The sequence below is a fragment of the Paenibacillus sp. EZ-K15 genome (genome assembly GCF_002573715.1).
GTDB lineage: Bacteria > Bacillota > Bacilli > Paenibacillales > Paenibacillaceae > Paenibacillus_AQ.
The window spans coordinates 225,073-239,876 of sequence record NZ_PDHM01000020.1 but is presented as its reverse complement, the minus strand read 5'-3'; the positions used below and the strand labels follow the sequence as shown (position 1 = coordinate 239,876).

Sequence of the window (14,804 nt, the reverse complement as noted above, 5' to 3'; positions counted from 1 at the left end):
TTGAACAGCTCTACTACGAGAATGCAGCTTAACTTCTAAAGGTGTCCACTTTCTTGACAGAAGAGCATGGTGTCCGTTAGGATGAGAAAATCGCCTGAATCGTGCAAATAACGGATCTGTGGTCCGTTAGATGCGGCTTGTTGTGGTGATAGTAGCTGCTTGTTGGTGATAGAACCCGCCTTTTTGGTGACGGAGGCCGTCTGTTAGGATGGAATCTCGCTTGTTTGGAGACGGCATCCACCTGTCTGGGGATAGCAGCCAGTATTAAGTTTTTTGTAGGACACACCCCATGGCCGATTTCTTCGGTAAACCGAAGCCGCAGGCCGATGGTCGGTATGTGCATGGCGTAAGAGGCTTTTCTTAAAAAACAAAGAACGCGTATTGGCAGGGATTCGGTTATCCCGCCATACGCGTTCTTTTTTAGGATCTTTACGATTACTCTTTGGGCTTTCCTTCCCGCGTGAAGGTCGCGGTATCCAGGTGATGTTGGCGTCTACGCTTTGGCCGTTGGCGGCAAAAGTTTACGCGAGCTTCAAATACTCAACGATCGTCAGCAAGCCCTTATCGAAATTCTCCAAATTCAAATGCTCGTTCGGCGCATGCAGATTCTCGTCCGGCAAGCCAAAGCCCATCATGACGGCAGGAGCATCAAGCGTGCTGGACAACTTCTCCACGATCGGGATGGATCCGCCATCCTTTGTAAAGAGGGCACGCGTGCCGTAGACATGTTCGAAGGCGTCCGCGGCTTTTTGCAGCATTGGATGGGACGGATCGATGTTGAAGGCGAATGCCTTTTCCTTCGGTTTAAACGTAATCTTCGAACCGATTGGAGTGTGGGCATGCAAGTGGGCTTCAATTGCGTCAAGAACCGCTTGCGGATCCTGGTCCGCTACCAAGCGGCAAGTAATTTTGGCATGAGCTTCCTTCGGAATGACCGTCTTGCTGCCTTCACCCTGGAATCCGCCATATACGCCGTTCAGCTCAAGGGTCGGACGCGCTCCCACGCGTTCAACGAAGGAGAATCCTTCCTCACCGTACAGGGAATCGAGGCCGAGATCCTGCTTCAGCTTATCCTCGTCGAATTCCTGCTTGGCAAATTCCTCGCGCATTTCAGGCGACAGCTCGAGCACGCCGTCATAGAAGCCTTTTACGGCGACACGGCCTTGCTCGTCATGAAGCGAAGAGAGCAGGGAGACGAGGGCATGCAAGGCGTTAGGTACGCCGCCGCCATATGTACCGGAATGAAGGTCGGTATTGGCTGTTTCCAGAGACAACTCCAGGGAGCACAATCCGCGAAGGCCTGTGGAAATGGCCGGTTTGCCAGGTGCGAGCAGGGATGTATCCGAGATCACGATGGCGTCTGCGGCCAGCTTGTCCTTGTTGTTGTCAAGATAGAGCGGGAGATTCGGGCTGGACACCTCTTCTTCGCCTTCAATGCAGAATTTGATGTTGACCGGAAGCTCTTTCTCTTGCTTCAAAATGGCTTCAACAGCTTTGACATGCAGGAAAAGCTGGCCTTTATCGTCCGTTGCTCCGCGTGCATACAATTTGCCGTTACGGATAGCCGGCTCGAAGGGCGGCGTTTCCCACAGATGAAGCGGGTCTACAGGCTGTACGTCATAGTGACCGTAAACGAGCACGGTTGGTTTGCCTTCGGCATGCAGATAGTCTGCCGTAATAATAGGGTGTCCCGCCGTTTGATGAACTTCCACATGCTCAAGGCCTGCTTCCGTCAGCTTGCCTGCGAGCCACTCGGCAGCTTTTGCCACATCGCCTTTGTGCTCGGACAGGGCCGAAATGCTCGGAATGGACAACCATTCCTTCAGCTCATTCAGATGGGTTTCGCGGTGTTCAGCGAAATACGCTTTATAATCAACGCTCATGTTATAGGGATCCTCCTTCAATATACATTGGCATTCGATGGATGCCGTACCTTACTATTCTAACCGTTTTTCGAAGAATACGAAATATAGCGGGATTAATCTTGAAACTTTCACGCCCAAAGCCCGAAGAATTGACGGAGATCCGTGCACCGTTTCATCAGTCGCCGCGTTATATGGATAAAACGATTGTTTTCGGACACACTACTACGTTTCGTCTGGGTGTACCGCCAGAGGAGCCCTGGTATGGCGATGGCAAGCTGGGGATCGATACAGGCGCAGGACATGGATATTATTTAAGCCTGGTGAATTTGACATCGGGCATTCAGTGGTCCATTTCGGTTACACGGCCTGAGAACATTACGTGCCGGAAGCTGAAAATAAGGGGAGCATCCGGTCTTCCTAAATAATATAATTCCATATAAAAAAGAAATACGCAGCATCACTGTTCGTCAGTGATGCTGCGTATGGCGTTCGAGGGCCTATAATCACCAAAGGGTTGATCAGAATTGATCCCAGCCATTTCCAATCAGCTGGCGCTGTAAGAATGGCAGCTGCCGTTGCTGTTGGATGAATTGCTGACGCTGTTGTTCTTGTAACTGCTGTTGTGAACGGAATTGTTCTTGTGATGGAGTTGGTGTTCGCTGCGGTTCAGCAGCATATGCTCCATGCTGCGGTTGATCCTGAGCTTGAAATTGCTGCTGGAACATCGGTTGCTGTTGCTGCTGCTGAAATTGCAGCTGCTGTTGCTGATATTGCTGCTGCTGCTGCTTCTGAAGAAGCTCATAGTCTCGATTACCAGATGTTTCTTGATGATAATAGTACTGATTTTGATGTGACGAATGTTGAGGATGTTTCATCTGCCCTTGCTGCGAGCAGTTGTTGGGCGGGCCGATGATAACCGTATCGGTAATCGGAGCCAGGGTATCCTTGACTTTGGCTTCATCCAGGCAGTAGGTGTGAGCGAACACGCTGGCCGGCGTCAATCTCAAAAGATCCGAGCCTCCAATAAACTCAGGCACCGGTGCGTCAAAGACCGCGATCAGGTGCGTGTTGTCAACCGTCGCCATTTCATAATGCCACCAGCCTTGGGGCACAAGCGCAACCTGACCCGGCGTTACCGTGAAGTTCAGCAGCTCTTTCGTAAACGGATTGACAAGGGAGACGATGGCTGAGCCGGAAACGACATATACCAGCTCCGTTGCATTCTGATGGATATGCGGCTCCACTACGTTTCCGGTACTGAGGTATATATCCAGCAGGGAAGCGTTGCCGAGCGTGTTCAATTCTTTTACGGAGAGAGAATTAATGTAATTTTGACTATCTTTTTTGAAAAAAGGGTTATTGCTCATATCGTAAGTATACCGAACGGAGGGTGAGGTGAAATCCATATAAGAGACCGCCACTATTGATTCCTGCCCTTCATAATGTAATAGGCGTTGACCCATAACACACGTTATGCCCATGGGCAAACATCCGTGAGCCCATTTTATGAATCAGCAGATGCAAGCCGCCCGCTGGCAGGGCGGCTTGCGCTAAACCCCTATGGCGGAGCAGGCGAGGTCAGGCTGATTTCGGTATGGAAATCGGCGACTTCCGTCCAGCCGAGAAGCTGACCAGTCCTGCAGCCAGTCCAAGCGCGAGCACGAATCCACCGAGCCATGGATGATATTGAAGCGTGAATGTCGTATTGACCATGAAGCCTCCCGCACCCGCGCCTGCGGCTAACCCGAGGTGCACAATGGAGGTGTTTAAGCTGAGAATCAGATTGGAGGAGCCCGGTGCCTGCTGGATAAAATAACTCTGGACCGCCGGACCTGCCGCAAACATGGACAGCACCATGATTCCCATCAGCCCGAGTCCTATAAACGATTGGCCTGAGAGCAGCGGAAGAAGTGCGAAAACCGCGATATGAATGAGCGTGCTGAGGGTAATCACTTTCGCAGGCCCAAACCGGTCGACCCCATATCCGCCGAGCCTCGAGCCGATCGCTCCAAATAGTCCAAAGCCGAGCATAATGATACTGATGCCTGACGGAGCGATATGGAAGATATCCTGGATAAATGGCGTAACATACGTGAACAGTACCGAGTTGCCGGATTCCCGGAAGAACGTAAGCAGCAGCGCGCTCACGATTACGGCGCTCCCCAGCACTTTGAATTGCTGGTGAAAGGGAACAGGAGCGTCCCCTTCAACATCTGGCAGGAGTCTGATCAGGACAAAGGCGACCAGCAGACTGAGCAGAGCCAGCAGCAGAAAGATCGATTGCCAGTTCAGCAGATTCGTGAGCCATATTCCGATCGGTACGCCCAGCACCATGGCGCTGCTGAAACCTAGCACGATGGTGCCGATGGCACGGCCTAACGTATCCGGTGATACCAGCTTGGCTGCTGTCCCCATTGCGGCAACGAGATAGACGCCTGAGCCTACCCCCAGAATGACGCGGGAACCCATGAGCATCCATACTTCGGTGCTGAAATAGGAAACGAGACTGCCGGCAATGAACAGCAGCAGCGAGCCCAGCAGCACCTTTTTACGGTTGAACCGAGCGGTGAGCGAGACCAGAAACGGTGTTCCGATCGCAAAAGCAAGCGAATAAGCGGTAATCAGCTGGCCGGCAAAGGCCAAGGAAATATGAAGATCGTCTGCGATCGCATACAGAATACCCGAGACGACCAGTTCCGAGGTGGCAGTAAGAAAAACCCCAAGCGCCAATAAATATATCGTAAATCGATTCATATCCATTCATCCCTTCGTTAGCAAATCAATACCTCTGCGATCATGGCTAGCACATGCCGCAAACGGGTTGGTATAACTTGAAATCTCTTTGTGTTTGTATTATAAGTAAGACGCATATATTATGTAAGAAGGCAAAGTATTTGGATATTATCCAATCATTTAGACTAACTTACGATTAGTTAGTGATGGGGTGAGGCTGTGGAACCGGTTAGAGAAGACTTTCAGGAAACGCCGGCGTTCAATCATATCTGCTCAGTGCTGCAAATTCTTGGAGCCAAATGGGCGTTTCTTGTCATCGCGCAATTAGCTCAAGGAGCGAAACGTTTTAATCAGCTTCATCGGGATGCAGCTATCATCAAGACGCAATCCTTAACGGATGTGCTGCGGCATTTGGAAGCAAACGGTATCGTAAGACGTGAGGTATTCCCTACCGTTCCGGTATCCGTGGAATATTCATTGACCGACAAGGGATTGGACTTCCTGGATTCTTTGAAAGAGATGGAGAAGTGGGCCGAAAAATGGGGAGTGGAACAATCCTCTTGACTGCTGCCACAAAAATAGTACACATATCAAAAAACTCATTTCCAAAGGTTTAACACAGGAAATGAGTTTTCTTTTTTTTGAAAATTACGTATTCTTATAGATAACATTTTCAGATTGGGTATGAAGGATAGGGAGGTGGTCGCCGCTTGCGAATCCATAAGATTAACCTGCTGACAAAATTGTTGATTTCCTATTTGCTTGTACTGATGTTTCCCGTGATCGTCATCCTGTGCTATTACTATCCCTATTCGGCGGAAGTGGTGAAAGAGAAGGAAATGGACTGGAATGCGCATATTACGGAGCAGTTCATGACATCGATGGATACGTTTACAAGGTATGTGTACAATCTGCCGTTTGAGCTGGTGCAGAACCGGGAATTCAAAATGTATAAGGCGGAGGAAAGCGACTACCAGCGGGTGCTTATTGCCAATGAGATGAAAAAATACAATGCAACCGATGCTTTTATTTACAACACCTTGCTGTATGTGAAGAACATCGGTTATTTGTTTTCCAAAACTGGAAGCGCATACAGTCTGGATGACCTCTCCATTCCGGGTGTCGGTTACTATTATGAAAACTGGGCGCACGAAGATATGATCCAGACCCTGAATGATCTTAGTTCCCCTATCGTCAGGCCTGTGGAGAATGTAGTTGTGCCCGGGAATAACCGGGTCAGAATGCTGACCTTTGTACAGCCGCTGCCGGTAGGAGGCTCGAATTCCCCCGGGGCCGTCATGATCATGGTCAGGGAGGATACGATTGTCCGGATGATGAAGTCCGTTTCGGAAACCTATAGCGGCGATTTTTTTGTGTTAGACGGCCAGGGAAGGCGATTGGTATCCTCCAATGATACGTCATACCAATCCTCCGATGATTTCAGGAAGCTTGTGCACGGCATAGGGGAGGAGTCAGCTTCTTCTTCGGGCATTTACCAAATCAGCGGAACGGACTATCTGGTGTCGTTCTCCGTTTCGGATAAGAATGGCTGGAAATACGTGAGTTTGCTGCCGGTATCTAAGTCCCTGCAGGGCATTCGGACGATTCAACTGAATACAGCCATCCTTGTCGGGCTGATCCTGCTGCTTGAAGTGTTCATCATCTACGTATCCATCCGGAAGAACTACCAGCCAATTCGCCGTCTGGTTGATCTTGCCGTACATGTGTTTGAACCACAGGAGCGAAAACCGATGAATGAGATTGACACGATCAAGTATACGTTGGAGGAGCTTTCGCAGGCTAACAGCAAGCTGGACGAGCATGTGAGGGGCTCTTTGCCGATTATGCGGGATAACTTGCTGTTTGAGCTGGTGAGTGGGCATATTCCAGACTGGGAGAACTTTGAACAGGAAGCCCGCAGGGTCGGCATCCGGTTTCATCATGATAACTTCACGGTTGCCGTATTATGCTGTGAAGCGGACGGAGTAGGGATGGACAAGATATTGGCTTGCTGCCGGGATGATGAGGGACTGCTGCCTGATGCTGCCCAAGGCTACTTCTTCAAGAGCATCTATCAGCAGGAATTGATTCTGGTGTGCTCTCATGCAGACGATTTCCCTATCAAATCCTGCCTAGAGCAACTACAGGAAGAAATCTTGGAGCGTACGGGCCAACAGACGGCGATTGGCATCGGCAAGCCTAGCGCAGCCCAATCGCCCGTGGACCTCCATCTCTCCTACCTGCAGGCGCTCCGCACAGCGGAGTTTCTGCGCATCCGGAAGACCGGGACCGTGCTGGTCTTTGACAACCTCGAGGTCCCCCAAACTGGAGCCGTCTCCTATTTTGCCGAAATCCTGCAATCCCTCGAGCTTGCGATCCTCAAGAACGATGCGGGCATGCTGTCCTCTTTAGCGGAGCGAATGATCGGTTACTTAAGCAATGACAGCCTGCCCCCGCATATGATACGGAGCGTGTACCTCAATACGGTTACCGTCATCTTCAACGGCCTCCAGCGGTTCAATCATGACGACCAGAGCCTGCTGCGGCTAACCGAGGCGGCATTTAACCACCGCTATACGCTGGAGCAGATGATCGGGATTATCAGGGAGAGTTATGCCAAGCTGTGCGATATGATCAGCGAAACGCTCCCCGTGTCCCGTACGGCAACGCAGGAAGAGATTCTGTCCCTCATAGCGGAGAAAGGAATGGATCCAAACTGCTCGCTGCAGATGATGGCCGATTATTTTGATATGTCAGTCTCCAACTTCAGCCATCACTTCAAGAAAACGATGGGGCAAAATTTCAAGGAGTATATCGACCAGCTTCGCATCCAGAAATCCATACAGCTTCTGCGGGACAGCGAGGAGACCCTCGAATCCATTTCCCAACAGGTCGGATACACCAACACCTCGAGTTTTATCCGTTCCTTCAAAAAGATGGTGGGCACGACGCCCGGTCAATATCGAAATACGCATAAAGCATAAACGAAGACCGCTGATGCCGAATAAGGCAGCTTACAGCGGTCTTTTGTAAACTTTTTTCGTTATACGCTTCTTGTGCCAGCGCTTTCTTAAAGCGGAGCAGCTTCAATTTTTGAACATATACAATATTTGAATTCCCTGTAGCGATCCGGACTGGTTGCACTTTCACCCCTTTAATTATAAGCGCTTTCAAAAAATGAGGATGCTTAAAAAACTGTTCGTTTACGGGGCTCTTCCCCTCCGTTTAGAGTGAAATGTGTCCCAAGGCAAGGCCAAGACATGGCCGCATTCCCCCATGGACTAGAATGGACCAGACCAACAAACCAAATCAGGAGGTAATGGAATGAAGAAAAGGGTAAACGTTTTCATCTCGCTTATCGTCGTCTCTGCATTATTGTTAGCAGGATGCAGCGGGGGCGGAGGTGACGCTAACGAATCGGCCGAAACACCCGGAGATCAAACAGGCAAAAAAGTAAAGCTCACTGCCATCATTACCAAGCATCCGCTTACGAAGCCGCTGGCTGAAATGGAATGGCTGCAAAAGGTTGAGGAGACGGCGGGCGTGGACATCGAATGGCAGGAGATTACCGCGGACTGGGGACAGAAGAAAGGGACGATGCTAGCCAGCGGGGATATACCGGATCTGTTTATCGGTCCGAACGTGATTACGGATGCCGACTTCGCGCAGTTCCAGGGGCTCTTCCGGGATCTGTCCGGCATGCTTGATCAGGCACCCAACGTACAGAACATGTTTAATGAAAAACCAGATACAAAAGTGATTGCAACGCAGTCGGACGGAAAAATCTACGGTCTCCCGAAATATCAGCGGTTCTGGCCGGCTTCCGCCAGCAGGCAATTCATTAACCAGCAGTGGCTGGATCACCTCGGACTGAGCATGCCGACGACATGGGATGAGCTGTATGAAGTGCTCGTTGCCTTCAAAGAGAAGGATGCGAACGGCAATGGCGATCCCCATGACGAGATTCCGATGGATTGGCCGGGAGGCATCGGCGGATATTTTAACCCTGCGGTACTCTTGGGGAGCATGGGCATTACGCTGACCGATGGGAGCGGACAGGGCTATTTCGTGGAGGACGGTCAAGTGAAGAACTTCCTGACGGATGAACGGTACAAAACGATGGTTATATTCCTTAACAAGCTGTACAAGGCGGGGCTGATTAACCCGGAAGTGTTCACCCATGATTATACGAAATATCAATCCATTGCGCGCGGCGAAGGGGACACGGCCAAGGTCGGCTTCACCTGGGGATGGGTGGCGTCCGACCGTTTCGGCGAGCAGTTGGCACCGCAGTATGCTTCCATGCCGCCGATGAAAGTATCGGCAGATTATGCAGGGAAGCTGTCCTGGAGCTATGATCATTACTCCCTGAACTATGGACCTAACCATATCGTCATGTCCGCTAAGACCAAGAACAAGGAAGCGGCCATGAAATTCATCAACGAGCTCTATGCGCCCGAGGTGGGTATGCAAGTGCTGTTCGGATCCATCGGTCCGAATATTAAAGATAACGGAGACGGTACATATGCCGTTCTGCCTCCTGCCGATGCCAAGATGGATCCGGGCACATGGAAATGGACCTCAACGATGGCGGACAACGGCGCATTTTATATCCCAGATTCCTTGAAGCTGACGCTCGGCACCGATATGCAGGAGGTGCTGGGACAATCAGAGCCTCTGGAGGCCGTTTTAGACGTGGATCCCGACAAGGACGTGTTTCCCGGCATGTTTATTAAATACTCCACCATGGACAATAACGCCATGAGCCTGAACAACACCAACGTGATGAATCTGGCGGAATCCAGCTTTGCCAAATGGGTGACCAAGGGCGGCGTGGAATCCGAATGGGACACGTACATCAAGGAAAGCGAGAAAGCAGGCCTGAAGCAGAACTTGGAGATTATGCAAAAATATTATGACGACTACATGAATCAAAACTAGGAGGGAGGATATGGAATCCGGCAAAAGACAGAACACCTTCAGACGAGATTATCAGCTGTGGATTATGATTTTTCCGGCTATTATCGTCATCCTGTTGTTTAACTATATCCCGATGTACGGCATCCAGCTTGCTTTTCGGGATTACGATTTCAGCAAAGGTTTGACTGGTGGCGAGTGGCGCGGGCTCGCCTACTTTCAGCAATTCATCGACAGTTATCTGTTCACGGATTTGATGCGTAACACGTTTCTGATCAGTTTGGCCACAATCGTGCTCGGCTTTCCCGCTCCGATCATATTGGCTCTCATCCTTAATCAGATCCGCAGAAAAAGAATGAAGCAGCTGATGCAGACCACCGTATACCTGCCCCATTTCATATCCATTATCGTGCTGGTCGGCATGCTGAATGTGCTGCTATCCTCCGAAACCGGAGTTGTCGGTCACTTCATGAAGGCGGTGGGGCTGGGACATATCAATCTGTTAGCCTCCACCTCGACCTTTATCCCGGTGTATGTGCTTTCCGACATATGGCAGCACTGCGGCTGGAACAGCATTATCTATCTTGCAGCCTTGTCCACCGTGGATCCCCAGCTGTATGATGCCGCGAAAATTGATGGAGCCAGCCGATGGCAGACGATCCGGTATGTCGATATTCCAGCCCTTATTCCAACGATCATCATCCTGTTTATTCTCAGTATGGGGAATATCCTCGGGACCGGCTTCGAGAAAATATTCCTGATGCAGAATTCGCTGAACCTTCCCGTCTCGGAGGTCATTGCCACCTACGTCTATAAAATCGGGATCATCTCCAATCAATTCAGCTTGGCTTCGGCCATCGGTTTGTTTAACACGCTCATCAATTTCGTATTCTTGTATGCGATGAACACGATATCGAAGAGAATGTCGGAAACGAGCCTATTCTAATGATCGGGGAAGGAGAAACGGTTGTGGAACATGAACATACGAGAACGCGTTTCAACGGCAAGGAGATAGCGTTTAAAATCACATTGGGTTTTCTGTGCGGTTTGATTTTTCTGCTGATCGCCTATCCGCTATACTTTATCATCATTGCTTCGTTCAGCGACTCAACGCTCGTATCGACGGGGAAGGTTATGTTTATCCCCAAAAATATCAGCTTTTTCGGTTACCAGGAGATTTTCAAGGATATGCGGATTTGGACCGGGTACCGAAATACGCTGTTTTACACGGTGTTCGGAACCTTGGTTAACATGCTGTTCACGCTTCCGGCGGCTTACGTGCTGTCCAGAAAGGAATTTCGCGCCAGAAGGATCATCATGTTCATTTTCGTGATCACGATGTTTTTCAACGGGGGGCTGATTCCCACCTATTTGTTGATGAAGGGGCTTGGCCTGACCAACACGATCTGGGTGTTCATTCTCCCGTTCTCCGTGAATGTGTTCTATTTGATCATTGCGCGGACGTTTTTTGAAAACTCGCTGCCGCAGGAGCTGCATGAGGCGGCCGTCATGGACGGCTGCTCCCACTTCACCTTTTTCTTCAAAGTGGCCTTGCCGCTGTCCAAAGCCTTGGTATCCGTCATCGGACTTTATTATTTGGTGGGGCATTGGAATGATTTCTTCACCGCGCTGATCTATATCCGGGACACGAAGCTCCAGCCGCTGCAAATCGTTCTGCGGGATATTCTGCTGTCGAACCAGGTGTTCTCAAGCGGTGCCGGAACAGGTGGGGATGCAGGGGGATATGCCCAGCGGTATGCCGATCAGATCAAGTACGGGGTCATTATCGTATCAACGCTTCCGATTCTGCTCATTTATCCGTTTATGCAAAAATATTTCGAGAAAGGCGTCATGATCGGCTCTATTAAAGGTTAACGCGTTCGGCGAATTTAATAATCAAGCTTCAGAAGAGTAGACAAAAAAAGGGGCTCCCCCAAAAGATCCTGGATCTGGCGGGACGCCCCATTGCTGTCGGAGCCCGATCCCCGTAAAGGAGAGAATCCCGTTGCTCGTTATCTCGGTGAGCTGGCCATAGCATCAGGAGAAGAGGCTGGCGAAGAATTGGGCGTCATTTTAGCGGAGGCATTACGTGCCGCATTTGCCCAGGTTGTGGAACAGAATGGCGGCGAGGCTACCATGAGAGCGGTGTTGAATCGATTATTAACCTCATGAATGGAATGTTTTGATTCTCCTTCACATTAATATGGTAATGATGCATATCATGATCAATTTGAAGGAGGATGGCATGTTTAATGAGGAATACGGGAATGAACCGCGGCCTGATCAAACCGATATTAGTCATTTTGACGCTGCTGTTATTGACGTCTACATGGGTTAGATTGGACTACGCTAATGCCGTGTCGCGAGTGGTATCTGGTGGAAAGGATACATTAAGCAGAAAGGGTACGGCTCTTGCCGAATGCACGACTATGCCCTGGAATATTGGTAGCGCTTACAATAGCGGAGCTGAAGTATCGCATCTCGGGAAACGGTGGAAGGCGAAATGGTGGACGACTGGCGAAGAGCCGGGAACCACTGGCCTTTGGGGCGTGTGGCAGGATAAAGGACCATGCAATTCCGAAAACGGCGGCGGGGGCACGCCGAACCCTGATCCGTCGGATCTTATCGCTTGTTCCACAACGTCATGCTTGCAGAGCGCATTGAAGAACGTGGTACCCGGGAAGCGAATTGTCCTGGCACCCGGGACATACACGGGAAGTTTCTCCACGGATGTCGAGGGAACTGCCCTGCAGCCTATCGTCATCGAGAGTCAGAACCCGGCTGAACCAGCCATTATTTCCGGGTATTCCGCAGGTTCTGGTTACAGTTTACGCGTTCGGGGCGACTACTGGATCATACGCAATTTAAAGTTTACCAATGCGCAAAAGGGAATCATCCTGGACAATTCCAACTTTACCCGCATCACGGATGTGGAGGTTTACCATATCGGTTACGAAGCCGTGCATTTCCGGGACGGGACTTCCTACAGCTCCATTGAGAACTCCCGTATTCATAATACCGGCAAAACGGGAGCTGGCTTTGGGGAAGGGGTCTACGTAGGTTCTGCAGAAGGAGTGAGCTACAACCAGAATACCCACTACAATACGATACGTAACGTTGTTTTTGGCCCGAATATAACGGCAGAGCACATTGATATCAAGGAACGGTCGATGGGAACGCTCGTTGAGAACTGTATCTTTTATGGCGAGGGAATTAGCGGTGCGAATTATGCTGACAGCTTTATCGATGTGAAAGGCAATGGGGCTATCATACGGAATAATACGGCTTATCAGAACGGGAACAGCATCATTGTGGATGCGTTTCAGCTCCACGAGATCGTGCCGGGGTGGGGAATCGATAACGAGATCTCCAACAATACGCTTTACCTGACAGACCCTTCCGCGTATGTGATCGGGGCTTATAACAATGCATCAGGAGCGGCACATCAGAATACGAGAAGCCCGGCAGGCAATATGTATAGGGGAAATGTAACGGTAACTTACTGATTCCGGATCATATCCACGAAGTTCATGGCGGCAGCGGATAACGGTTCATGCTTGCGGGTGCAGACTGCTATGATATTTTGCAGCTCGATTCCATCAACATAGACCCGGCTCAGCTCGCCGCGTTCCACATACTCCCGCACGACGAGTGAAGACACAAAGTTTGCGCCGTATCCGGCAATGACGGCTGTGATCGCTTCGTGCAGACCATTGAATTGCAGCGCGATCCGCGGGGAAGGCGCGCTATGGGTACGACATAAGGCCAATAACCGTTCCCGAGTTGAGCTGCCTTCCTCCCGCATAACAAAAGGCTCTCTCATCATCTCTTCCAGGGTGATACGCTGATTGGCATAACGGTGATCGGGGGATACGACAAACCATAACTCATCCCGGAACAGCTCCTCGGTCTGTATCGTATTCGGAGATTCCTCTGGCAGGCCGCCATATATCGCAAGGTCGACATCCATATTTAACAGCTGCTTAAGCGCATCGCTTGAATTCGTGGTAGTTATGCTCATTTCTACTTCTTCGTACCGCTGCTTGTATTTCGCAAGCCAGGCTGGCAGGAGAAAATGGGAAGGTAGATAGGTTGCCGCCAAGCGGATCTGTCCCCTCGAACCGCTGCGGTAATCCAGACAGAATTGTTCAATCTGCTGTTCAACCGAGAAGAGTCTTTTGGCAAGCGGGACGAGCTCGGCTCCGGCCTCCGTCAATCCGATGCCCCTGCCTTGTGGCTTGAACAGAGTAAGGGAGAGCTCCTTCTCGAATTTTTTAATCTGGGCTGTTATGGCGGGTTGGCTTATATTTAACAATTCAGCAGCACGGGTAACACTGCCCGTTGTGGCGATGACGTGAAAGAGACGTAATGCGTGTAAATTCATGAGAGCCGCACTCCTATCCAATCATATATTTAAGTTATATAAGTCTTTTAAATATATATTATATCTATAACAATAAATCACATACAATGATTTTGTAAGATCCAGATGGAGAATAAGGGAGGAAACGGACATGGAAAAGAAGGATGCTATAGCTGAAACTTGGGAAAAGGTGGATGATTACATCACAGAACATTTGATTCCTTATGATGAAGTGCTGGAGAAGGCGTTAGCTGCAAATCGGGAGGCCGGATTGCCGGAAATTGATGTATCCAAGGCTCAAGGTAAGCTGCTGAACATTATCGTTCAGATCAAGGGCGCGAAACGAATTTTGGAGATCGGTACGCTGGGAGGTTACAGTACGATCTGGATGGCTAGGGCGATTGGGGCTGAGGGGCAGCTAATTTCACTGGAGCTCGATCCGCATCATGCCGAGGTTGCCAAATCCAATGTGGCATTGGCCGGACTACAGGATAGGGTGGAAATCCGGGTAGGCGATGCTCTGCTGCAGTTGGAGCAGCTGGCCAAGGAGAAGATGAAGCCGTTTGACCTGATCTTTATCGATGCCGATAAACCCAACAATCCGAATTATTTGAAGTGGGCGTTACAGTTCTCACGGCCAGGCACCGTCATTATTAGCGATAATGTGATCCGGGACGGAGAAGTTATCGATCATCACAGCACAGACCCTCGGGTGCACGGTATCCGCAAATTCATGGATATGCTGTCCGCCCACTCCGCCATTTCCGGCACAGCCATTCAAACGGTGGGAAGTAAGGGGTATGACGGGTTTTATATCGGAGTTGTATCGTGAGCTGCTAGACTGGAGCATCTTTTTCGTTTGCGGCGATCCTGATCAAGTTAATGGAAGAAGGAACAAGAACCCGAAGCAATCGGTTCCGTCTATA

13 protein-coding genes are annotated in these 14,804 nt (G+C 50.2%); 9 read left to right on the top strand and 4 right to left on the bottom strand.

The annotated features are described in order from the left end of the window. Positions 1-521 precede the first annotated feature (521 nt). Positions 522-1,883, bottom strand: a complete 1,362-nt coding sequence (locus CRG97_RS24090; RefSeq protein ID WP_098748239.1) for a dipeptidase — start codon at positions 1,881-1,883, stop codon at positions 522-524. Positions 1,884-1,984: 101 nt separating this feature from the next. Here CRG97_RS24090 and CRG97_RS24085 point away from each other — a divergent pair, with 101 nt between their 5' ends. Then, positions 1,985-2,290 (top strand): hypothetical protein, encoded by a 306-nt coding sequence (locus tag CRG97_RS24085; RefSeq protein ID WP_202618994.1) that lies wholly within the window; start codon positions 1,985-1,987, stop codon positions 2,288-2,290. Between the two features lie 93 nt (positions 2,291-2,383). Here the strand turns inward: CRG97_RS24085 and CRG97_RS24080 are convergent, their stop codons facing one another. After that, on the bottom strand, positions 2,384-3,286 hold the full coding sequence (locus tag CRG97_RS24080) for a cupin domain-containing protein (RefSeq protein WP_098748238.1): 903 nt from the start codon (positions 3,284-3,286) through the stop codon (positions 2,384-2,386). Between the two features lie 157 nt (positions 3,287-3,443). Continuing rightward, positions 3,444-4,619 (bottom strand): MFS transporter, encoded by a 1,176-nt coding sequence (locus CRG97_RS24075; RefSeq protein ID WP_098748237.1) that lies wholly within the window; start codon positions 4,617-4,619, stop codon positions 3,444-3,446. A gap of 198 nt (positions 4,620-4,817) precedes the next feature. On the opposite strand from CRG97_RS24075, the gene CRG97_RS24070 reads away from it, so the two are divergent. The 7 genes from CRG97_RS24070 (at position 4,818) to CRG97_RS24040 (ending at position 13,021) form a co-directional block, all read left to right on the top strand. Next, positions 4,818-5,162, top strand: a complete 345-nt coding sequence (locus CRG97_RS24070; RefSeq protein ID WP_098748236.1) for a winged helix-turn-helix transcriptional regulator — start codon at positions 4,818-4,820, stop codon at positions 5,160-5,162. Positions 5,163-5,308: 146 nt separating this feature from the next. Continuing rightward, positions 5,309-7,582, top strand: coding sequence for a helix-turn-helix domain-containing protein (locus tag CRG97_RS24065; RefSeq protein WP_098748235.1), 2,274 nt, complete (start codon positions 5,309-5,311; stop codon positions 7,580-7,582). Positions 7,583-7,922: 340 nt separating this feature from the next. After that, positions 7,923-9,539 carry an ABC transporter substrate-binding protein gene (locus tag CRG97_RS24060; RefSeq protein ID WP_098748234.1) on the top strand — a complete coding sequence of 539 codons (1,617 nt, stop codon included), beginning with the start codon at positions 7,923-7,925 and terminating at the stop codon, positions 9,537-9,539. 10 nt (positions 9,540-9,549) lie between these two features. Continuing rightward, positions 9,550-10,461 carry an ABC transporter permease gene (locus tag CRG97_RS24055; RefSeq protein ID WP_098748233.1) on the top strand — a complete coding sequence of 304 codons (912 nt, stop codon included), beginning with the start codon at positions 9,550-9,552 and terminating at the stop codon, positions 10,459-10,461. Next, the gene (locus CRG97_RS24050) at positions 10,461-11,390 is read left to right on the top strand and encodes a carbohydrate ABC transporter permease (protein WP_098748232.1); all 930 of its coding nucleotides are present in this window, start codon (positions 10,461-10,463) and stop codon (positions 11,388-11,390) included. The genes CRG97_RS24055 and CRG97_RS24050 overlap by 1 nt, the downstream gene beginning before the upstream one ends. Before the next feature lie 90 nt (positions 11,391-11,480). Next, entirely contained in the window at positions 11,481-11,687 is a 207-nt protein-coding gene (locus CRG97_RS24045) for a hypothetical protein (protein ID WP_098748231.1), read from the top strand. Between the two features lie 80 nt (positions 11,688-11,767). Continuing rightward, positions 11,768-13,021 (top strand): carbohydrate-binding protein, encoded by a 1,254-nt coding sequence (locus CRG97_RS24040; protein WP_237566566.1) that lies wholly within the window; start codon positions 11,768-11,770, stop codon positions 13,019-13,021. On the opposite strand, the gene CRG97_RS24035 is transcribed toward CRG97_RS24040, so the two are convergent. Further along, a complete protein-coding gene (locus CRG97_RS24035; protein ID WP_098748230.1) occupies positions 13,015-13,899 on the bottom strand; it encodes a LysR family transcriptional regulator in 885 nt (294 codons plus the stop codon). The two genes, CRG97_RS24040 and CRG97_RS24035, sit on opposite strands and share 7 nt — an antisense overlap. A 130-nt stretch (positions 13,900-14,029) precedes the next feature. Between CRG97_RS24035 and CRG97_RS24030 the strand changes: the two genes are divergently transcribed. Beyond that, positions 14,030-14,710 (top strand): O-methyltransferase, encoded by a 681-nt coding sequence (locus CRG97_RS24030; RefSeq protein ID WP_098748229.1) that lies wholly within the window; start codon positions 14,030-14,032, stop codon positions 14,708-14,710. Positions 14,711-14,804 lie beyond the last annotated feature (94 nt).